This window comes from Pseudalgibacter alginicilyticus, assembly GCF_001310225.1.
Lineage (GTDB): Bacteria > Bacteroidota > Bacteroidia > Flavobacteriales > Flavobacteriaceae > Pseudalgibacter > Pseudalgibacter alginicilyticus.
In genome coordinates this window covers 172,762-195,904 of the sequence record NZ_CP012898.1, presented here as the reverse complement: position 1 = coordinate 195,904, position 23,143 = coordinate 172,762, and the positions used below count along the sequence as shown (strand labels likewise).

The following is a 23,143-nucleotide window of genomic DNA, read 5'->3' as shown; positions in this document are numbered from 1 at the left end:
TTTTTCTATATGAAAAAAGTAATTTTCATTTTGTTTCTACTCCCCTGTATTTACACTTATTCTCAATCAAAATTCAATTCAAATTCCTATTCCGTAACATTAGCAGATATTGAAACCAATACATTTGATAAAGATTCTACAGCCAATGCCTTGGTAATTTATGAAGAAGGAAATAGTTATGTAGACCAATCTGATTACAAGCTTCATACAGAAATAAAACGCAAAATTAAAATCCTTAATAAGGAAGGGTTTGATAAAGCTACAGTTTCTGTTTACTTATATAAAAACAAAAATATTACTGAAGATATTGAACATATTTTAGCTACAACTTATAATAAATTAAATGGAAAAGTAATAAAAACGCAATTAGAAAAAGAGCACATCTACAAAGAAGAATATAACGAAAATTATACATTAGTAAAATTTACATTACCCAATATAAAAGAAGGATCTGTCATTACCTACAGTTACAAACTTGACACCCCTTTTATGTTTAAATACAAGGGTTGGAATTTCCAAGATGATATTCCAACATTATATAGCGATTACAAAACAAGCATTCCTGGAAATTGGGTATATAACATAAAATTAGTTGGATACAAAGCTCTTGATACTAATACTTCTAATTTAAAAAAAAATTGTCTAGAGGGTCCTAATGGAGCCTCTGCAGATTGCAGCATAAATCATTTTGCTATGAAAGACATACCTGCTTTTATTGAAGAAGATTATATAACTAATAAATACAATTACCTTGCACGGGTAGAATATGAATTAAAAACATTTAGAGGCTTTGATGGCACGGTAAACGACTATACTAAAACTTGGGAAAGTGTTGATGATGAATTAAAAGCTGAACTAAGTATTGGAAGGCAATTATCAAAATCTGTTAATAAAGAAGATTTTTTTAACAATCAAATTTTAAGTGAGCCAAACACTTTAAAAAAGGCTGAAATTATTTATCATTATGTGCAAGATAATTTCACTTGGAATGAAGAATATAATATTTTTAAAGATCATACGATTAAAGATTTAATTAAAAATAAATCGGGAAATGTTTCATCCATAAATATTTTATTACACAATCTGTTAAAAGCTTCTAAAATAGATGTAAAACCAGTACTTATATCTACGAGAAGTAACGGATTTCCAACAAAAATTTTCCCTGTTATTTCTGATTTCAACTACTTAATTGTTCAGGCCACTATTAATAATAAAACATATTTATTAGATGCCACAGATCCTTATTTAAATTTTGGACAACTTCCTTTTAGATGTTTAAACAAAGATGGGCGTTTGCTTGATTTTAAAAATGGCAGTAAATGGATAGCCATAAACGCTGAAAAACCTTCATCAGTTTTATATAAGGTCCAGTTAAATTTAGATTCAAAACAAGATATTATACAAGGAACTGTTGAATCACATAGAACAGGATACCATGCGCTTTCTTCAAAAAAATCATATTATTCCAACAACGAATCTTATGTAAAAAACTTAAAAAATAGATTTCCTAACACAGAAATAACAAATCATATTGTTAATAATAAAGATAAAAAAAATAGTAGCTTTACAGAAAGTTATAATATTCAATACACTTCTGAAAAAGCAGGAAGTAACATTTATTTAAATCCTTTTTTTGTAAAATTTTTTAAAGAGAACCCATTTAAACTTCAAGAAAGAACTTATCCTATAGATTTTGGATTTAAAGATTATTACAACTATATTTTCAGCATTGATTTGGGAGATGACTATGTGGTATTAGAAAAACCTGAAAATATATTTTTAAAACTCCCGAATGATAAAGGGCAATTATTTTTTTCTACTGCTGTTTTAAATAACACTATAAATATATCATTACGAATAGATTTTAAAGAACCAATTTACGAGATAGAGTACTACCCCTATTTAAAAGAGTTTATGAGTAAAATTGTAGATATACAGAATAATTCTCTTATACTATTAAAGAAGAAGTAGTTTTCTGTTTTTTTTGATATATTGAAAAACCCCCATTGATAAACTATAGGGGTTAGGTTAGTTTGTATTTCAAAATAATATATCCATCAAAATCTATTTTTTTTTGATGAATCTCATGGTTTTTATATTTTCCAATTCAAGATAATATATACCTTGGGTCAATATTTTTGTATCTATCTGTTGACTATCAGAAATTTTTCCACTAAATATTTCAACCCCAAGTACATTAAAAATTTTAAAGTTTACCGCTTCAGTCACACCTAAAGTTTTAACATAACCATCGGCAGGGTTTGGGTACATACTAACAATAAGCGATAAAGAAACAGTTGTTAATGTTGGAGATGGTGCTGCAATATCTATTTTTGATAAATCCCCACTACTAAACTCTGAAACGTATAAATCATTACCATGTAACAACAAACCATATGGTCTCCCAGTAAAACCCGAAATAAATTCAGTAGCTGTGGTTGGTATAGGATCAGTAATATCAATTTTAGATATTTTTTTCCCAGTGGATACTGCAATATATAAATCATTACCACCAAGCACCAAATCAACAGGCTGATTTAATCCAGTAGCAACAGTTGTCAGAGTTAGTGTGAGGTCGGTAATATCTATCTTTGATATTTTACCTCATCTAACTCAGAAATATACAAATCGTCTCCATTAAGCAACATTCCCCTTGGTTGGTACAGACCACTAACCACCATAGTTACAGGAGCTGGGTAAAGTGCTGTAATGTCAATTTTTAAGATTTCTCCAGAACTGTGCTCTGAAACATAGAGGTCATTACCATCAAGCAGTAATTCCTATAGGCTGACTCAATCCTGTAACCACATCTGTAATTTGTCCAAATGCAACGTTAGTAATTACTAAAAAAACAATAAAAGCAATGTAATTGTAAAAGTTCTTCATAATATAAATTAGGTTAAATTAATAGAGCTCAATAATATGTCTTTTCGCTAATTTTTAAAGACTTTTTATCAAAAAAAACATCTTTTTAAATGCATTTTTTATCGACGAAAACCGAAATAAAATACAATATATTTTATATTAATTATACTTATTGAAAAACTATTTTATTGTTTTTCCCTTATCACAAAACATAGATTTTTTTTGCAATTGAAACTTTATAGCCCAATTGTAAACAATATTAATAAAACATTTTTCTTATTATTTTTGCCAAATAAACAAATTCACAAAAAATCATTGAAATAAAAAACAATTCGTTAATACTATTGAAAAAGAAGTACTACTAGCTTTCTTTTCTTATTTTTGTTCCATTATGGATTCATCAAATATTTTAAGCAATTGGCGTTCAAAATTACACGAAGTTATTTATGGTACCCACACACCTGCTGGTAAGCTATTTGATATTACGCTTTTAATAGCCATTGTTTATAGTATTATTATTGTTTTGTTAGAAAGCGTAAGATCGTTTGATGACAAGTACCATGATTTCTTTAACATTTCAGAATGGATTATCACCATTTTATTTACTATAGAATATATTTTAAGAATTATCTGCGTTAGTAAACCTAAAAAATACATCTTTAGTTTTTATGGTGTTGTCGATTTACTCTCCACGCTTCCTAAATACATCTCTTTTTTCATATTAGATACGCATTTTTTATCAGTATTTAGAGCTTTAAGACTTTTGAGAGTTTTTAGAATTTTAAAACTAATACGATTTGTTGGAGAATCAAACAACCTAATAAGAGCATTAAAAAACAGTCGTTCAAAAATTTTTATTTTTATATTCTTTGTGTTTATAGTTTCCATAATTTTAGGAACCATCATGTATCTCATTGAAGGACCCGAAAATGGTTTTAAAAGCATTCCACAAAGTATTTATTGGTGTATTGTTACACTCACAACAGTAGGTTTTGGAGATATTACGCCACAAACAACCATTGGGCAAATATTAGCTACCATTATTATGATAATTGGTTATGGAATTATTGCTGTACCAACTGGAATTGTTTCTGCCGAATTTGCTTCTACAAAAGAAAAAACTCCAAATTTAACAAACAGTTCCTGTGAAAACTGTGGTGCAGATATTATTTTAAGCGATGCTTCCTACTGTCGTAAATGTGGAAATAAATTAAAAAATAATGCCTGATAAAATTCTTATTTCCATTGTGGGGCCTACTGCAATTGGGAAAACAACATTAAGTATTCAACTTGCCAAGTATTTTAATTCCGAAATAATATCTGCTGATTCAAGGCAATTTTTCAAAGAAATGCAAATTGGTACTGCAGCACCTACTTCTGATGAATTAGCTGCTGCTAAACACCATTTTATACATCATAAATCTATTGAGGATAATTACAATGTTGGTACTTTTGAAAAAGAAGCCTTGCAAACCTTGCAATTACTTTTTGAATCTAATGATGTACTTATCATGGTTGGCGGTTCAGGTTTATATGTGAACGCAGTTGTAAAAGGTTTAGATGATTTTCCTGAGATAGATAAAAAAATTAGAGAAGATTTAAACAATAAATTGGAAACTAAAGGACTCATTTATTTACAGGAACAACTAAAAAAATTAGACCTTAAAGCTTATAATTCAATTTCCATTGATAACCCACATCGTGTTATTCGTGCTTTAGAAATTTGTTTAGGAAGCGGGAAAACCTACACCTCCTTTTTAAACAAAGGAAAACTTGAAAGAAATTTTAAGACTATTTCTATAGGCTTAACTGCCGAAAGAGAAATTATTTATAATCGAATCAATCAACGTGTTAACATGATGATGAATGAAGGCCTATTAGATGAAGTAAAAAAACTACTACCATACAAACACTTAAATGCCTTAAATACTGTTGGATACAAAGAATTGTTCAAATATTTAGAAGGCGAATGGACACTTGAATTTGCTATTTCAGAAATAAAGAAAAATACTCGACGTTTTGCAAAAAGGCAATTAACATGGTTTAAAAAAAATGAGCAAACTTTATGGTTCGACTATAAAACACCTCTTGAAACTATTTTTTTATCCGTAAAAAAACAAATAGACAACAACGAACTTGCCTGAAAGACAAAATATTTAGTATGATATTACCTCATGAGGCACGGAATCTTTTTAAAGTTTATTGTTTGATAGTTTTTTAGTTGCTTTACTAACTGCGTTCTATTTGAAATTGTTTAGTTGAAATAAAATTCATCTGGTCAGGGCGTTTTCATTTCAATGATTAACTTCTGTCATACTTATACATACTTATTTACTTTCTTCTAAGTGACTATTTAAAAGTGTAGGTAATAATCTTTTTTCTGCAATAAACGGAATACCAAAGACTCTTTTAGAGTAAGAAGATTTAATTGTATCAATAACTTTTGTTTCAGCATTAGCTCTATTTTTAAGTAACGGATCCATTAAACCTGATAGTACTGATAGACTTTGGTTTATTAACCAGGCATATGGTGTAATACCTGCTCTTTTTAAATCATCTTGCAACGCCCCAGCTTCGCGCATTGGAGTTGTTTCGGGTAAAGAAACCAAAATTATTTTTGATAATTTATTGTCTTGCAAAGCCATGTATGGAGTGCGAAGTCTACCCTTATTTAAATTATTCCTCATAATATCTCGATGATAGCTTCCTGCTGTATCCAATAATAACAAAGTATGTCCAGTAGGCGCAGTGTCCATAACCACAAACTTTCTTTTTGATTTACTGATTGCTTTTGAGAAGGCGTGAAAAACAGCAACCTCTTCTGTGCAGGGAGACTTTAAATCCTCCAATATCAACTTTTTTGCTTCTTCAGACTGACCTTGGCCTTTATGATTCAAAACCTTTTCAATATATTTCTGTGTTTCAGCTTTAGGATCTATCCGTTCCACTGTCAATGTTGGGGGAAGTTCTCCCAATTGCTGGATAAATCCCTGTATGTGCGCAGCAGGATCGGTAGTTGTTAAAAGAACCTCTAAACCTTTTTTGGCAAGTAAAACCGCAATAGCGGACGCTGCTATGGTTTTTCCAACTCCTCCCTTACCCATTGTCATAATAAGCCCGTGTTGCTCATTTTCACAAAGTTCGTCTGTTAACCTTTCGATTCCTTCTAATGTCTGACCAGTTAGTTCCGTTTTGAAAATCATGTTTTCTGAAATTGATTTTTGAAATTCAGAATCAAATAATGAACGAAGTTTACTGATTCCCAAAATATTATAAGGTAAAAGAGGAAATATCGTTATTGTTAAGGGTTTTAAATTTTCAGGTATAGAATTGAGTTGCGCATCACTCATCCTTTCAATCTTATTAGCAAATTGATCATCTTTGTTAACAGATTTAAAGACACCATTGATATGTAATAGTTGATTATTCATTCCAAGTTCCCTCAATTCCTGGCTTGTCCTTGATGCCTCTTTTAAAGAAACTTCATCTGCTCTTGCTACAATATAAAAACTTGTCAAGCTAGAGTCTCTAAGTTTCTGTACTACACTCTGATATCTTTTTTTTCCACTTTTTAATGCTGATGTTGGCCCAATACAAGAAGCTCCATCTGGGTTTTCTTCTGTAAAACTTGACCATGCAGCAGGTAATTCAAGCAATCTTAATGTATGGCCAGTTGGTGCTGTGTCAAAAATAATTATATCAAATTTAGTTCCATCATATTCGTTAGAAACAAACCGAGAAAATTCATCGAAAGAGGCTATTTCAGTAGTACATGCACCTGAAAGATCTTCCCTAATTTTATCTATTTCTTCTTTTGTACGGAAGCCCTCAAGGGGTTGAGTTGCTCGATTGCGATATGCTTCGGCAGAATTTTCAGGGTTGATATTAATTGCAAACAAATTGTCTAGTCCTTTAATAGAATTTATACTTTCATTCACAGAACTTTCTAGTACATCTTTTAGGTTGGATGCAGGGTCGGTACTAACAAGTAATACAACGTTCCCTGCATCAGCCATTTTAACAGCCGTTGCACAAGCAAGCGAGGTTTTTCCAACGCCTCCTTTTCCCGTAAAGAACAAATATTTTGTTTTTGTTTCAGTCATATATGGCAATGTTTATGTGTTTATTTTAGAATGGATGATATGAATACCAACACAAGTCAAACTATCAACATTAAATGATGTTTTTTAGTCACTAAATCTTAAAACAAGGTTGTTTGCCCTTTATCATCCTTACCTGAAATATCAGAATCATCTTTACTATTTGATGGTTTAGAACTTGTATTTTCGTTGACTCCAGAATTATTGTTTTTTGAATTTTCTGAAGATACTTCTGTTTCATCAACCACATCTAAATCATCAGCATGTACTTCTTCTGGAGACTCATAAGGAAGAGGTTCTAATAAATTAATTTGCTTAACTTTAAGAGTTGTTAGCGTATTACCAATAGCCTTTATACCCTTTACAGCAATAAATTCTTCAAGATTTATTTGCTGATTTTCTTTTTGATCCTTACCGCGTTCTTTTCCAAAAACAATTTCAGCCATAGGTTTCCAATCAGTAGAAACAATTTCTAATTGAGATTTTTCGTGTTCAGTTATAAAGGTTTCCTCCTTATTTTCATTTTCAATTAAAAACCGTTTTACAAAATAACGTTCCTTTTCACCATCAAAATAAACTGCCGAAATAGGTTTTTTAGGTATCCATTTTTCGAGTACAATCATATCATCTTCAAAATGAGCTGTTAATTCAGGCAAAATAGTTTTAATATTACCAGACTGGGTTATAATTAAAAGACGATCTTCTCCTCTAAATTCGCCTATAAGTTCACCTCTACCGTCAACATTTAGTCTTTGAACCGTATCATCAAACCAAATACGTCTTGGCTTTAAAGTAGAAATCCCTTTTTCTTTTAATTCAACTTTTTTAACCCTGTACTTAGTTACTAAATTACCTTTTGATACACGTCCTTTTATAAGAATATCGGAAAAATCAATATCCCATTTCAATTTTTTAATGCTTCCGGCTTGACGAAGTAATATAGTAACAACCTCAGCTTCTCCGTTAGGGTTTGCTGTAAAATATAAAACAGTAGATTGTTTATTTCCATTAGTTAAATCATATTCTCTGTCTCGAGTTGTAGCTGTCACTGCAAAACGCTTGATGTATGAGGGTCCCGATTTTCCATCACGATAAATCATGTTATAAATGGTACGCTTGTCTTTCTTTTTGAAAACGGCAACATGAATTATATCTTTCCCTATAAAGGTTTTTGTATCGACCTTGGTTACCATCATTTTTCCTTCTCGGGTAAAAACAATAATATCGTCAATATCACTACAATCGCAAACATACTCATCTCTTCTGAGCGACGTACCTATAAAGCCTTCTTCTCGATTTACGTAAAGTTTGGTGTTTCTTATAACCACTTTTGTAGCATCAACATCGTCAAAAGCTCTGAGTTCAGTTTTACGCTCACGACCTTCACCATAATCCTTTTTTAATCTAGTAAAATATGCAATGGCATAATCAATTAAATTTGCTAAATGATGTTTTACTTCGGCTATTTGATCTTCTAAAGCGTCTATTTTTTGCTGAGCTTTATCAATATCAAATTTAGAAATACGCTTGATTCTAATTTCTGTTAACCTTACAATATCTTCTTCATTAACAGGTCGTTTTAAATGTTTAATATGTGGTTGAAGACCTTTATCAATGGCACCTATAACACCTTCCCAAGTCTCTTCTTCTTCAATATCTCGATAAATTCTATTTTCAATAAAAATGCGTTCTAAGCTTGCAAAGTGCCACTGTTCTTCAAACTCATTTAGTTTGATTTCTAATTCTTGTCTTAATAAATCTACAGTATTATCAGTAGAGCGACGTAACATTTCTGACACGCCAATAAACAGAGGTTTATTATCTTCTATAACACATCCTAAAGGCGAAATAGACGATTCGCAACTTGTAAAGGCATACAAAGCATCAATAGTTTTATCAGGAGATAATCCAGAAGGTAAATGCACTAAAATTTCAACTTCGGCAGCTGTATTATCTTCTATCTTTTTTACTTTTATTTTACCTTTATCATTTGCTTTTAATATAGAATCAATTAAAGAAGATGTTGTGGTAGCAAAAGGAATTTCGGAGATAACCAAAGTACTTTTATCCAACTGAGAAATTTTAGCTCTCACTCTTACTTTCCCCCCCCTTAAACCATCATTATAGTCTGAACAATCTGCAATACCTCCTGTTGGAAAATCAGGAAATAAAGTAAACCGTTTTCCTTTTAGATGCTTTATAGAAGCGTCAATAAGCTCAATAAAGTTATGTGGTAATATTTTGGTTGAAAGCCCTACAGCAATTCCTTCTCCGCCCTGAGCCAACAACAAAGGAAACATAACAGGTAAATTTACTGGCTCTTTACGTCGGCCATCATAACTAGCTTGCCATTCTGTAATTTTGGGATTGAAAACCACATCCAATCCAAATTTAGAAATACGAGCCTCAATATATCGGGATGCTGCAGCTCTATCGCCTGTTAAAATATTTCCCCAGTTTCCTTGAGTATCTATCAATAAATCTTTTTGACCAATTTGCACCATGGCATCCGCAATACTGGCATCGCCATGTGGATGGTACTGCATAGTGTGTCCAACAATATTGGCTACTTTATTGTAACGTCCATCATCCAAGTCCTTCATAGAATGCATTATTCGACGTTGCACTGGCTTAAAACCATCTTCAATAGCTGGTACGGCACGCTCTAGAATTACATATGAAGCATAATCTAAAAACCAATCTTTATACATACCAGAAATTCTGGTAATGGTTTCTTGGGGCTCATCTTGTTGTTCGTTTAATAAATCGTCGTTTAAATCTCCTGTCATTTAAAATTATATTGTTTTGGCTTACCATTTAAAAAAGTAAGTCCTTTTATTCGGCGTTCATTCGCTTTATTTGGACCGTCTTGAAAATGTAAATGGTTGTAATTTCTTTTTAAAAGTTTTTTATTGGTTTTATTATATAACATAACGTAGTATCTTTTTTTATTTAACATGTCTTGAAAACTTTATTGTTTTCAATTTTAAAATATTAATTCTTTTCTTTAATAATTTGACGGATTCCAAAAATGATTAACAATAACATTATTAAAATCCCTAAATAGGCTGTACTATTATTTTTGTAACTTAAATCGTTATAATCAAGTTTAAAACCCCATATCACTAACAAAATAGCTGACAATATTGTAATGCCTAATCTTGCTTTTTTCATATTATTTTAAGTCTTCTATTAAATCCAACTCCACCTTCAAATTATCGATAATAAATTCTTGTCTTGTTGGTGTATTTTTTCCCATATAAAATTCTAAAAGCTCTTCAATAGACATATTATTGTCTAACATAACGGGATCTAAACGAATATCTTCTCCTATAAAAAATTGAAATTCATCTGGCGAAATTTCACCCAATCCTTTAAATCGAGTAATTTCTGGTTTGGGTTTTAATTTTTCAATCGCATTTTTTCGCTCTTCTTCAGAATAGCAATAAATCGTTTCTTTTTTATTTCGAACACGAAACAGCGGTGTTTGCAATATATACAAATGCCCTTCTTTGATGACTTCAGGAAAAAATTGTAAGAAGAAAGTGATCAACAACAACCGAATATGCATACCATCTACATCAGCATCGGTAGCAATTACAACATTATTATATCTTAAATCTTCTAAAGACTCTTCAATATTTAAAGCAGCTTGCAATAAATTAAACTCTTCATTTTCGTAAACAATTTTTTTTGTTAAACCGTAGCAATTAAGAGGCTTTCCTTTTAAACTAAATACAGCTTGGGTATTAACATCTCTGGATTTTGTTATACTTCCCGAAGCCGAATCTCCCTCAGTTATAAATAAGGTAGTTTCAAGATTTCTTGCGTTTTTGGTATCTCCAAAATGTACTCGGCAATCTCGCAATTTTTTATTATGTAGACTTGCTTTTTTTGCGCGGTCTTTTGCTAATTTCCTAATCCCCGAAAGTTCTTTACGCTCACGTTCAGCCTGCAAAATCTTACGTTGAATTTTATCAGCTTGATCAGGATTTTTATGTAAAAAATTATCTAAATATGTTTTTAAAAAATCATTAATATAGGTTCGTACCGTTGGTAAATCTCCCCCCATATCTGTAGATCCTAACTTTGTTTTTGTCTGGCTCTCAAAAACAGGCTCCATTACTTTTATAGCTATGGCACATACTACCGACTTTCGAATATCAGACGCCTCATAGTTTTTTCCATAAAACTCTCTAATAGTTCTAACCAGAGCTTCTCTAAAAGCAGATAAATGTGTACCTCCTTGTGTGGTATTTTGACCATTTACAAACGAATGATATTCTTCACTATACTGTGTTTTACTATGAGTTAACGCCACCTCAATATCATCTCCTCTTAAATGAATAATTGGATACAACCTATCAGATTCAGTGATATTTTCACTTAATAGATCTTTTAAACCATTTTCACTATAATATTTTTCGCCATTAAAAACAATGGTTAAACCTGGGTTAAGGTATACATAGTTTTTTAGCATTTTAACGATGTACTCGTTTCTATACTTATAATTTTTGAAGATAAATTCATCTGGCACAAAGGATACTTTAGTTCCTTTTCTGCGTGAAGTATCATCTAATAGCTCTTGATTGGTTAAATTTCCTTTTTCAAATTCAGCCGAAGCAGATTTACTATCACGAGTAGACTCTACTCTAAAGTATGACGATAGTGCATTTACCGCTTTGGTACCTACTCCATTTAAACCCACTGACTTTTTGAAAGCTTTGGAATCATACTTACCACCAGTATTCATTTTGGAGACGACATCAACCACTTTACCTAATGGAATACCACGACCGTAATCGCGTACCGTAACTTTAGTACCTTGAATTGAAATTTCAATAGTTTTTCCAGCTCCCATGACATACTCATCAATGGAATTATCTAAAACCTCTTTAAGGAGAATGTAAATTCCATCATCTGGCGAAGACCCATCACCTAACTTACCAATATACATCCCCGGACGCATACGGATGTGTTCTTTCCAATCTAACGAACGTATATTATCTTCGGTATAATTTGATGCTTCAGCCATAGATTTGAGTATATTTTCGTGATAGGATGCTAAGATAGCACTTAGTAACAAAAAATGAAACAGCCAGCATACAAATTAATTAACAATAAGGCATTATTATTGTTGAGAACATTAACTTATTATTTTGGTTTCGAAAAATTTACTTTTTCTTAATAAGAGAAATCAATAAAATCCCCACAATAACCACTATAGCTCCAAAAAATTGTAATAAGGTTAAAACTTCATTTAAAAAAATAGCTGCCAAAATAATAGTTGAAATTGGTCCAATACCGGCAAGTATTGCAAAATTAGAAGAACTGATTATTTTAATGGAAGCAGACACTAAAAACGACGGTATAACGGTAGCAAAAATAGCTATCAAAAAACCTAAAAAGTAAACTTCCCACGAAAAACTAAATAAACTTATTTCACTAACAACACTGTAGTGAATGAATACACAAATACAAGACACTATCATGGCAAAAGCTGTAAATTTCATTACGCCAAATTTTGGAATTAACCATCCGCTACCCACCAAATATGATGCATAGGTTATAGCACTCAGGAGTATAAAAAACCCTCCTAAATAAATATGACTACCATGTATTGCTACTTCATCCCAAAAGGAAATAACAACCCCCAAATAGGTTAATCCTATAGCACCAATTTGAATTTTAGTTATGGGGTGTTTTAAAAATATTTTATTAAGTAAAATAACAATGGTAGGATATAAAAAAAGGATAATACGTTCTAAACTGGCTTTTATGTATGTTAGCCCCACAAAGTCAAAATAACTTGCTAAATAGTACCCTACAAAGCCAAAGAAAACAACCCAAAAATAATCCTGTCTACCAACCACAACCTTATTACTACTATTGCGATATAAATAAGCAATTATTACATAAAAAGGAAACGAAAACAACATTCGCAACAACAAAATGCTAATAGCATCCACTTGATAACTATAAGCTAATTTAACCATGACTGCTTTAGACGAAAAAAGTACAACACCTAAAACACCAATTCCTACTCCAAACCAAAAACTTTTTGTTAATTGCATGATACAAAAGTAGACTTGTTATTTTTTAATACCGTGTAAAAAAACAAGCAATTACGATGTTCAGAATAAACAAAAATCACTTAAACCCATGATTAAAAAACTCATAGAGACACTACAAACTCAATATTAATTCAAACACCTCTCGATTAATTGTATTGTTTAATTTATAGATTCTGCTTTTTCTTTTAGCAACCTATTTTTTGTTTTTAGAAGCTTTTTCATATACCGTTTTAGAAATAATAAATTAGCTATTTTACCTAAAATACCTAAAGGTGGTTCAAAATACAATCTATCCGTCATGATTGTCTTACCCAATACTTCTTTGAAGATATGTTCATGCTTAAACGATTTAAAAACACCTAAAACCATTTCATCTACAAAATAATTTGGAGCATCAAATGCGGTAATTTTAGAAGTTAAATGCTGAACAAAACCAAAATGTGTTGCTTCCCAGCTAACCCACTCCCCTTTTTCTATCAATCCGGTCGTTTTACCTGCAATAGGTATTTCGTCTGTATGTTTTAATGATTCTTTATGAAAATCAATACTTCGAGCTAAATCAAAGCAGCTTTTTATATCGGCATTAATTAAAGTTTGTACTTCTATTAGGGTCATAAATTTTTACAATAGTGTTCGCATCTACTTACTATTAATAAAGACACTATAACAAAAGAAAAAGTCACCCACAATTTAAACTATTTCAAAACAAATTACACATTAAATAAGAAGTGCATAATATCACCATCTTTAACAACATAATTTTTGCCTTCTACACGCATTTTACCCGCTTCTTTAACTTTAGCTTCACTACCATAGTTTGCATAATCATCATAACCAATAACTTCAGCGCGGATAAACCCTTTTTCAAAATCGGTATGAATAACACCAGCTGCTTGAGGAGCCGTAGCTCCAATATCCACAGTCCAAGCACGAACTTCTTTTACCCCTGCCGTAAAATACGTTTGTTGATTTAATAGTTTGTATGCCGAACGAATTAATTTTGCTGATCCAGGCTCATCTAAACCTATATCTTGAAGAAACATTTGACGCTCTTCATAATCATCTAATTCCGTTATATCTGCTTCGGTTCCAACAGCCAACACTAAAACTTCAGCATTTTCATCTTTAACAGCTTCTTTTACTTGCTCTACGTATTTATTTCCAGAAACAGCAGCCCCTTCATCTACATTACAAACGTACATAACTGGTTTATCTGTGATAAATTGAGATGGTTTTACAAAATCCTTATCATCTTCTTCAGAAAACTCTAACGCCCTTACAGAGACTCCAGCTTCTAAGCCTGCTTTAATTTTCAATAAAACAGCCTCTTCTTTTTGAGCTTCTTTATTACCTGTTTTTGCTGCTCGCTTTACTTTATCAAGTTTTTTATCAACGGTTTCCAAGTCTTTTAACTGAAGCTCCATATCAATGGTTTCTTTATCTCTAATTGGATTTACATTCCCGTCAACATGTACAATATTGTCATTATCAAAACAACGCAAAACATGCAAAATAGCATCGGTTTCACGGATATTAGCTAAAAATTGATTTCCTAAACCCTCACCCTTACTAGCACCTTTTACCAAACCTGCTATATCTACAATTTCAACAGTAGCAGGCTGTACACGAACAGGCTTTACTAACTCTTCAAGCTTTTCTAAACGCTTGTCAGGTACATTTACCACACCTATATTAGGTTCTATTGTACAGAATGGGAAGTTAGCACTTTGTGCTTTTGCGTTTGACAAACAATTAAATAATGTTGATTTCCCTACATTTGGTAACCCTACGATGCCTGCTTTCATTTTCAAATATTCTTTTTTATTCCCGAGAAGTCGGGAATCTGTTTTTGCGAGTGCAAATGTAGGTAATTCTGTAATTATTTTTTATATCATTTTACGTCTTTAATCTTTTACTATTTGAAAACATATAATTATAACATTTGATTTCTTTTAAACCCATATTTTTTTTGTGTTTTTTACACACAATATAATAGCATGATTAACTCATAAAAGATGAAAAAATATAAAAGCGAAACCTGTGTGAAAACTATTTTAAATGCAGCAAATAAAAAATAAAATAACGCATACAAATTATCCAAAATACACCTATATTTACTTATCTATTTTGATAAAAATTATATCATTGATATGAAAAAATTTGCAATTAGCTTACTGTTTATTATATGTTTTAATCTCAGCAATTCCCAAGATAATATTCAAGTAGAATTTGGTTCCGTTTTTAAAAATGAAAAAAGAGAAATCCCTATTGACATTATTGGCAAGGATGAGAACGGCTACTATCTTTTATATTCAGAAGGAAAATATGGGCAAGGTGACGATATGTTTTTAAGGAAATTCAATTTAGACTTGACACCCTCTGAACAAGAAATAAACTTAAAAAGCGAAACTTACGAAGATAAATTCAATTCCCTTGGGCTGGTAAAAATAAAAGACAAAATAACACATGTTTTTTATTTGTTAAATGATGAAGGCAAAACTTTTTATCATCAAAGTGTAGACTTAAAAACATTTACTTTATACGAAAAAAAACTAATAACCACTATTGAAAACGATTCTAAAAGTGCCAAAAATTCACTTAGTAAATTTATGATAAGTGATGACGAAAATACTATTACACTTTTTTACACCATTCCCAATAAAAACAAAGAAATTGCTAAAATAAAAGTTCAAACTTTTGATTCCGATTTTAATGAAATAACTAATACCTCTTATGAATTACCATACAAAAATGATGTTTTATCAATTCATAATATTTTTTTAAATAAAAAAAACAAGTTATTTATACTTTGCAAAATATATGAAAGCTATAAGGTTTTGAATGATGAAAACAATCATAGATATGAATTTCAACTATTTAAAATACAGCAAGAAAATATAAGCTCTATCTGTACAATTAAACCAAACAATGTGCATTTAAGAACTTTAAACGTCACATTATTAAATGATGATGAATTAGTATTAACAGGGATGTATTCCGCAAAAGACATGTATGCCATGAGTGGTATTTTTGCTTCCAAAATAAATCTTGAAAGTGAAAATATATTGTATTCAAAATATAATAAATTATCTTCAGATTTTTTTGCCAAACTCATAGAAGATGGAAAGAAAAAAGACAAGGCCATTGATAAGTTTAATCAAGGAAAACGAGATAACCAAAACTTTGTATTAAAACAAACTATAAAATTAGACAATGATGAATTATTGGTTTTGGCTGAAAAATCATGGTCCTATTCTTACAATTATGCTATTACGTATTATCATCACGATATAGCAACTATTAAATTAAACAATCAGGGTAATATTATATGGGCTAATAAAATTGGAAAGCGAAATGATAAATCAAACGTTCCCATTTACAGTTCCTTTTTGCCAATTTACAAAAACAATAAAGTTTATTTGCTTTATAATTGTAGTGCTAAAAATTTAAACCACCGTACAGGCCCCCTGGCTAATTATTTTGTTGATTTTGACAAAGCTTTTCTATCAACCTCAGTAGATTTAAACAGTGGTAATTATAAAAGACAGGTTTTAATAAACAACAACCAACTTGACGGCATAACAATCAGGCCTTTTTTATATAATTGGATAAATGAAAATACCTTACTAATGTTTGGTCAAGATATTGATAACTTAAAAAATCAAAGATTTGTAAAAATTCTATTTTAAAGAGATTTCTAACTAAAACAAGGTACTTTTAAAATTGACTTTTGTAAATATCTAAAATAATTTCAGTCGCATTTTTTGCAGATTCACCTGTTACCAACGGATTAGTATCTAATTCAATAGCTTGAATAAAATCTTTTATAACAGTTTCATGATTAGTAGTATCATTAACAAAAGCGTTTGAAGCTCCTGTATGCTTATTAGTTTCAGGTTGGTTAATTTTAATTGATGGGTTTGCCATACCTTCAATACCCCATTGTGTTATAACATCATTTTCTAATATGATATACCCCTTACTTGTATAAATTTCCATTTTTGCTGGGAATCCCGGTTTAGTTGCTGTTGATGCAGTAATAGTACCTATCATTCCTGAATCATGAACACAAATAACAGCTCCATGATCCTCAACTTCAATATTATGAACAAAAGTACCTAACTTACTAACCAAATTAGTGGGTTTTCCAAAAAACCAATAATACAAATCTATATAATGACAAGCTTGTTGAATAAAAGGGCCACCACCATCAATCTTATACTTACCTCTATAATCAGCAGAATCATAATATGCTTGATCCCGATAGTTTTTCACTGCAAGATCTACTGAAAAAATCTTTCCTATTTTATTTTCATCAATCAAATTTTTCACAACGGGATTATCAGAACTAAATCGCCTTTGATAAGCAACTCCAAGCTTTACGTTATTTACTTTACAAGCTTTAATCATCTTATCAATAGACTCTAATGAAATATCAATAGGCTTTTCACAAAGCACATGCTTTTTTAAAGTAGCTGCTTCAATGGTACTTACATGGTGCAATCCATTTGGAGTACACACTACAATAGCATCAAAATCAATTTTAACATCTTTCAAACTTTTAAAAAAAGGGAGATTATTTAGCGGTTTAGGTTTTATGGTTTTACTAGAAACAATACCTACAACCTCTGCCTGACCTATATTTGTAATAGCCGAAAAGTATGCAGATGCTATATTACCACTTCCAATTATTATAAATTTAACAACAGTCATTTCCAAATTTCTATTCTGCTACTAAGTTACACTTTTTAATTGTTTACAAAAACAAACAAATCACCTCTTAAAAACTCAATAACTACGTCATTACTAAGCGCTTCATTTCTGGTTCCTATTCGTTTCCCTAAAAATAAATCTTCTTTATTCAACGAATACTTTAAACCTTTAGTAATAACACTTTTTACCTCCGGAAATGGCACTAAGGAGATTGTTTTACCTTTACAATTATCAAGCTTAGTTATAGTTTCAGCTAAAAAATAATGACCATAATTATCAAAAAAGGTAATAGCCAACTTAGATTTCCAATGCACAGCTGTACTTAAATTTCCTAAAAAATGATCTTGTTCTTTTCCACTTGCACCATAAACATCAATAGATTTAAATTTTTTTTCAAATAAAATATTTAAAATTTTATCAAAATCTGTAAAATCTTGATTTGGTGTATGAATTACATCAATATTTTTGGGCAAAACTTTTAAAGAATCAAAATCGCCACTTATAAAATCAGGAGTAATATTATTTTCTAACAAAAATTGATAAGCACCATCCGTTGCGCAAATTAAATCATATTCAGACATATTAGGAAGCGTATTTGGTAATTCTCCATTTATTAATAAAAATACTTTTCCCAAATTCATTTTCTTATTCTATTAAATGTTAAAAATGAAAATCCCAAGCTAAAAGCTCAGGATTTAGTTAAAATTGATAATTATCAGTGATATAATATTGTTAAAATTTTTTACCCTTCAGGATGCATGAACTTCTGCTTAGCCAAAAGTTCTTCTTCGGTTTCTACAACATCATCATCAGGAACACAGCAGTCTACAGGGCAAACCGCAGCACACTGTGGTTCATCATGAAAACCTTTACACTCTGTACATTTATCTGGTACAATATAGTAAACCTCATCACTAATAGGCTCCTGAGCCTCATCAGCATCTACTTCTTTTCCATTTGTAAGTACCACAGTTCCATCTAAACTCGTACCATCTTTATAGCGCCAATCATCTGCGCCTTCGTATATTGCTGTATTTGGGCACTCAGGTTCGCAAGCACCACAATTTATACATTCGTCTGTTATAATAATTGCCATAGTAATTTTGTCTTTTAAAATTAAAGAACTCTATTGGAGTTTCCTTAAATTTGCAATCGCAAAAATAACGCCAAAACTATTCATAACCAAATTCAAAATGGATTTACAACAAAGAATTAATGCTTTCTCAAATTTAGGAGCCTTTTTAGAGCAATTTTCTAATGATAAAATTGAGAAAAAAGATCAGGTTCTTTATAATGATTTATTCTTTGACGGATTTATACATCAGCTAAAAATTGCCCAGGAGCACAATGATTGGTTTACTAAAGAAAATATTTTGTTTTCTTTAGAAGGTTGGCACAAATTGCTGACCAAAAAAAACATTAAAAAGTGGTTAACCCCTTATAATATTGTTGAAAAGACCCCAAAAAAAGTAGCCATTATTATGGCTGGAAACATTCCTTTAGTTGGATTTCATGATTTTTTATCCGTTTTAATAAGTGGCCACCATGTTATTGTTAAGCAAGCATCCAAAGACAGACACCTACTCCCTTTTTTAGCTAAATACTTAGAATATGTAGAACCTCAGTTTAAGGGTTGTATTACTTTTAAAGAAGAAAAACTTACTGATTTTGATGCCGTAATAGCTACCGGAAGTAATAATACAGCTCGTTATTTTGAATATTATTTTAAAGGAAAACCTTCAATCATTAGAAATAATCGTAATTCAGTTGCCGTTTTAACTGGTAAGGAAACTCATGATGAACTACAAGCACTATCCGAAGATATTTTTAGATATTACGGTTTGGGCTGTAGAAATGTTTCAAAATTATATGTGCCAAAAAATTATAATTTCAATGCTTTTTTTGAAGCTATGTACCATTGGCACCCTATTATTGACACTGCCAAATATGCCAATAATTACGATTATAACAAAGCAGTATATTTAATGAGTGAGTTTGATATGTTAGAAAATGGATTCCTTATGATTAAGGAAGACAAAAGCTTTTCTTCTCCCATCGCCACCGTTTTTTATGAATATTATGATTCTCAAGATCAATTAAAAGAAACTCTAAAACGGAAAAAAAACAACATACAATGCATTGTTTCTAAAGGCTTTGATGACAAAGAAGTTTATTTTGGGAACACACAAAAACCACAACTTTATGATTATGCCGATGGTATAGATTCTATTTCCTTCCTAGGAAAAATTTAGCGAAAAAAAAATGATTTTATACCTAAAAATTTACAATTAATTAGCAACTTTGCATCTTTAAATTTTATAACAAAAAATGAAGAAACATAACTTTAGTGCAGGACCAAGTATTTTACCACAAGAAGTATTACTTAAAGCTTCGGAGGCTGTTTTAGATTATAATGGCAGTGGTTTATCTTTAATTGAAATATCACACAGAAGTAAAGATTTTGTTGATATTATGGAAAGAGCAAGAGCATTAGTTTTAGAATTACTTGGCTTAGAAGGAAAAGGTTATAAAGCATTATTTTTACAAGGTGGAGCAAGTACACAGTTTTTAATGCTTGCCATGAATCTTTTAGAAAAAAGAGCTGGTTACTTAAATACAGGGGCATGGAGTGAAAAAGCCATCAAAGAAGCTAAAGTTTTAGATGATATCTACGAAGTTGCATCATCAAAAAATGCTAACTTTAATTATATCCCAAAACAATATGATATACCTTCTGATTATGATTATTTCCACTGTACATCAAACAATACTATTTTTGGAACACAAATAAAATCATTCCCAAAATGTGATATTCCAATGGTATGTGATATGAGTAGTGATATTTTTTCACGTCAATTAGATTTCTCTCAATTTGGGTTGATTTACGCAGGTGCTCAAAAAAATATGGGTCCAGCAGGAACAACACTTGTAGTTGTTAAAGAAGATATTCTTGGTAAGGTATCTCGCAATATTCCAACCATTATGGATTATAAAAAACACATAGGAAGTGGTAGTATGCTAAATACACCGCCTGTTTTTGCTGTTTATACTTCATTATTAACTTTAGAATGGTTAAAAGGGCTTGGAGGAATTGCTGCTATAGAGAAAGAAAATGAAAAGAAAGCACGCTTGATGTATTCTGAAATTGATTTAAATCCATTATTTAAAGGATTTGCAACTAAAGAAGACCGTTCTTTAATGAATGCTACATTCACTTTGGAAAATGAAAACTTAAAAGATACTTTTGAAACCATGCTTAAAGAAGCAGGCGTTAGTGGTGTTAACGGGCACAGAAGTGTTGGAGGTTATAGAGCTTCTATGTACAATGCCTTACCAATTGATAGCGTAAAAGTACTTGTTGAAGTAATGAGTGAATTAGAAACTAAAGCTTAAAAAATCACAGTAAGCAATAACAGTTTTTCTGTGCTTGCTCAAACTCTTAAAATAAATATTTAATATAAAGTTTAACATTTAAAAGTAAACGCAACTTTAAACTTTAAACTTTTCAACTTTAAACCTAAAGAATGAAAGTATTAGCAAACGACGGTATTTCACAAAGCGGTATTGATGCATTAGAAAAAGGTGGATACGAAGTAATTACAACCACTGTTGCTCAAGAGCAATTAATTAATTATATCAATGAAAAAGATATAGCAGTTTTATTGGTACGTAGTGCAACCACAGTACGCAAAGATTTAATTGATGCGTGTCCTGGATTAAAAATTATTGGTCGTGGTGGTGTTGGAATGGATAATATTGATGTGGAATATGCTCGTGAAAAAGGTTTGAGTGTAATCAACACACCTGCATCTTCGTCGCATTCGGTAGCAGAATTAGTATTCGGACATTTTTACGGCTTAGCTCGTTTTTTACACAATTCTAATAGAGACATGCCTTTGGAAGGTGATACAAATTTCAAAGGATTAAAAAAAGCTTATGCCAAAGGAACTGAATTAAAAGGAAAAACTTTAGGTGTTTTAGGTTTTGGTCGTATTGGTCAAGCCACTGCTAAAGTAGCATTAGGAGCAGGAATGAAAGTTGTTGCTTTTGATCCATTTTTAGAAAAAGCAAATTTAGAATTGGAATTTTTTGATGGGCAAAAAGTTAATTTCAATATTCAAACCATTTCTAAAGAAGAGGTTTTGAAACAAGCCGATTTCCTAACATTACACGTACCAGCTCAAAAAGAGTATGTAATTGATGAAGCTGAATTCAATATCATGAAAGACGGTGTTATCATTGCCAATGCTGCACGTGGTGGTGTTGTTAACGAGGTAGCACTTGTTAAAGCTATAGAAAGTGGAAAAGTGGCAAGAGCTGCTTTAGACGTTTTTGAAAAAGAACCAAAACCAGAAATGCAATTATTAATGAATCCTGCATTGTCTTTAACACCTCATACTGGTGCTGCAACTAATGAAGCACAAGATAGAATTGGAACTGAATTGGCAGAGCAAATCATCAATATTCTAGGATAATTATAAATAAAAATGTGACCAAAAGGTTATATCTGAGTCCTAACTTTAAAAGGTTAGGACTTTTTTTGTACATTGAGCAATCAATTTCATTAACTCATATTAATTAAATAAAGTATATAGAATCATGTCAGGAATTTTAGATTTATTAAACAGCGACTTAGGAAAAACTATAATCAGTGGTGTTTCTAATCAAACCAACCAGCCACAAAGCAAAACACAAGATGTTTTAACAATGGCTTTGCCAGTATTAATGACGGCTATGAAACGTAATGCTGCTACACCCGAAGGTGCAGAAGGCTTAATGAGCGCAATTAGCGGTAAACACAATGGTGGCATTTTAGATAATCTTGGCGGTTTATTTTCTGGCGGCGTGGATTCTAACGTTATTGATGATGGTAGTAAAATACTTAGTCATGTTTTAGGAGGAAAACAACAAAATGTAGAAAATGCATTGAGTCAAAAAGCAGGTATTGATTCAAATTCTGTTGCTCAAATACTTAAAGTAGCTGCTCCTATATTAATGGGGGTTTTAGGAAACCAAGCTAAACAACAAAATGTAAGTAGTGCCAATGGTTTAGAAGGTTTATTAGGTGGTTTATTAGGTGGTAATTCACAACAACAAGAGCAAAGCTTTTTAGAATCTATTCTTGATGCTGATGGAGATGGTAGCGTGATTGATGATGTTGCTGACATGGTATTGGGGGGCAACAAAAACAAAAGTGGTTTAGGCGGCATGTTAGGAGGTTTATTTGGAGGCAAATAATCCTTTTACAAATAAATTAAAAAAAGCATCTAACTATTATGTTAGATGCTTTTTTTGTTAAAACAATTCAAAAACAGGTATTTAATAAATGATTTTTGTAAATTCAAATGACTAAAAAATGTTTTTTAGTTAAAAACACGTGTTTATTCAATA

The 23,143-nt window shown here is 31.1% G+C and carries 19 protein-coding genes; 8 read left to right on the top strand and 11 right to left on the bottom strand.

Going from position 1 to position 23,143, the window contains the following annotated elements; all coding sequences use genetic code 11:
* The first annotated feature begins 9 nt into the window (after positions 1-9).
* Positions 10-1,971: a DUF3858 domain-containing protein gene (locus APS56_RS00775; protein ID WP_054723854.1), complete on the top strand. Its 1,962-nt coding sequence runs from the start codon at positions 10-12 to the stop codon at positions 1,969-1,971.
* Positions 1,972-2,064: 93 nt separating this feature from the next.
* Here the strand turns inward: APS56_RS00775 and APS56_RS00770 are convergent, their stop codons facing one another.
* Entirely contained in the window at positions 2,065-2,520 is a 456-nt protein-coding gene (locus tag APS56_RS00770; protein ID WP_054723852.1) for a T9SS type A sorting domain-containing protein, read from the bottom strand.
* A gap of 736 nt (positions 2,521-3,256) precedes the next feature.
* Here APS56_RS00770 and APS56_RS00765 point away from each other — a divergent pair.
* Positions 3,257-4,093 carry an ion transporter gene (locus APS56_RS00765; RefSeq protein ID WP_054723849.1) on the top strand — a complete coding sequence of 279 codons (837 nt, stop codon included), beginning with the start codon at positions 3,257-3,259 and terminating at the stop codon, positions 4,091-4,093.
* Complete coding sequence (gene miaA, locus APS56_RS00760; protein ID WP_054723847.1) at positions 4,086-5,009, top strand: tRNA (adenosine(37)-N6)-dimethylallyltransferase MiaA; 924 nt, start codon at positions 4,086-4,088, stop codon at positions 5,007-5,009. Before APS56_RS00765 ends, miaA begins: the two co-directional genes overlap by 8 nt.
* A gap of 183 nt (positions 5,010-5,192) precedes the next feature.
* Here miaA and arsA read toward each other — a convergent pair whose 3' ends face one another.
* From arsA to ychF, 7 genes are all read right to left on the bottom strand, one after another.
* The gene (arsA, locus tag APS56_RS00755; RefSeq protein ID WP_054723845.1) at positions 5,193-6,968 is read right to left on the bottom strand and encodes an arsenical pump-driving ATPase; all 1,776 of its coding nucleotides are present in this window, start codon (positions 6,966-6,968) and stop codon (positions 5,193-5,195) included.
* Positions 6,969-7,066: 98 nt separating this feature from the next.
* Positions 7,067-9,754, bottom strand: a complete 2,688-nt coding sequence (locus APS56_RS00750; protein ID WP_054723843.1) for a DNA gyrase/topoisomerase IV subunit A — start codon at positions 9,752-9,754, stop codon at positions 7,067-7,069.
* A gap of 205 nt (positions 9,755-9,959) precedes the next feature.
* Positions 9,960-10,139 (bottom strand): hypothetical protein, encoded by a 180-nt coding sequence (locus APS56_RS00745; protein WP_054723841.1) that lies wholly within the window; start codon positions 10,137-10,139, stop codon positions 9,960-9,962.
* Position 10,140: 1 nt separating this feature from the next.
* Positions 10,141-12,000: a DNA topoisomerase IV subunit B gene (locus tag APS56_RS00740; protein ID WP_054723838.1), complete on the bottom strand. Its 1,860-nt coding sequence runs from the start codon at positions 11,998-12,000 to the stop codon at positions 10,141-10,143.
* A gap of 139 nt (positions 12,001-12,139) precedes the next feature.
* Positions 12,140-13,039, bottom strand: a complete 900-nt coding sequence (locus tag APS56_RS00735) for a DMT family transporter (protein ID WP_054723836.1) — start codon at positions 13,037-13,039, stop codon at positions 12,140-12,142.
* 159 nt (positions 13,040-13,198) lie between these two features.
* Positions 13,199-13,654: an SRPBCC family protein gene (locus APS56_RS00730; protein ID WP_054723833.1), complete on the bottom strand. Its 456-nt coding sequence runs from the start codon at positions 13,652-13,654 to the stop codon at positions 13,199-13,201.
* A gap of 95 nt (positions 13,655-13,749) precedes the next feature.
* Positions 13,750-14,844 carry a redox-regulated ATPase YchF gene (gene ychF, locus APS56_RS00725; RefSeq protein WP_054723831.1) on the bottom strand — a complete coding sequence of 365 codons (1,095 nt, stop codon included), beginning with the start codon at positions 14,842-14,844 and terminating at the stop codon, positions 13,750-13,752.
* A gap of 345 nt (positions 14,845-15,189) precedes the next feature.
* On the opposite strand from ychF, the gene APS56_RS00720 reads away from it, so the two are divergent.
* Positions 15,190-16,728, top strand: a complete 1,539-nt coding sequence (locus APS56_RS00720; RefSeq protein ID WP_054723829.1) for a hypothetical protein — start codon at positions 15,190-15,192, stop codon at positions 16,726-16,728.
* A 28-nt stretch (positions 16,729-16,756) separates the two neighbouring features.
* Here the strand turns inward: APS56_RS00720 and APS56_RS00715 are convergent, their stop codons facing one another.
* The 3 genes from APS56_RS00715 to APS56_RS00705 form a co-directional block, all read right to left on the bottom strand.
* Positions 16,757-17,752, bottom strand: a complete 996-nt coding sequence (locus APS56_RS00715; RefSeq protein ID WP_054723827.1) for a Gfo/Idh/MocA family protein — start codon at positions 17,750-17,752, stop codon at positions 16,757-16,759.
* A gap of 35 nt (positions 17,753-17,787) precedes the next feature.
* Positions 17,788-18,393, bottom strand: a complete 606-nt coding sequence (locus APS56_RS00710) for a thiamine diphosphokinase (RefSeq protein ID WP_054723825.1) — start codon at positions 18,391-18,393, stop codon at positions 17,788-17,790.
* Between the two features lie 101 nt (positions 18,394-18,494).
* A complete protein-coding gene (locus tag APS56_RS00705; protein WP_054723823.1) occupies positions 18,495-18,848 on the bottom strand; it encodes a 4Fe-4S dicluster domain-containing protein in 354 nt (117 codons plus the stop codon).
* A gap of 97 nt (positions 18,849-18,945) precedes the next feature.
* Here APS56_RS00705 and APS56_RS00700 point away from each other — a divergent pair, with 97 nt between their 5' ends.
* The 4 genes from APS56_RS00700 (at position 18,946) to APS56_RS00685 (ending at position 22,990) form a co-directional block, all read left to right on the top strand.
* The gene (locus APS56_RS00700; protein ID WP_054731041.1) at positions 18,946-20,004 is read left to right on the top strand and encodes an acyl-CoA reductase; all 1,059 of its coding nucleotides are present in this window, start codon (positions 18,946-18,948) and stop codon (positions 20,002-20,004) included.
* Between the two features lie 76 nt (positions 20,005-20,080).
* Positions 20,081-21,145 (top strand): 3-phosphoserine/phosphohydroxythreonine transaminase, encoded by a 1,065-nt coding sequence (gene serC, locus APS56_RS00695; RefSeq protein WP_054723821.1) that lies wholly within the window; start codon positions 20,081-20,083, stop codon positions 21,143-21,145.
* A gap of 131 nt (positions 21,146-21,276) precedes the next feature.
* The gene (locus tag APS56_RS00690; RefSeq protein ID WP_054723819.1) at positions 21,277-22,227 is read left to right on the top strand and encodes a D-2-hydroxyacid dehydrogenase; all 951 of its coding nucleotides are present in this window, start codon (positions 21,277-21,279) and stop codon (positions 22,225-22,227) included.
* A gap of 124 nt (positions 22,228-22,351) precedes the next feature.
* Positions 22,352-22,990, top strand: a complete 639-nt coding sequence (locus APS56_RS00685) for a DUF937 domain-containing protein (RefSeq protein WP_054723817.1) — start codon at positions 22,352-22,354, stop codon at positions 22,988-22,990.
* The last annotated feature ends 153 nt before the right edge of the window (positions 22,991-23,143 follow it).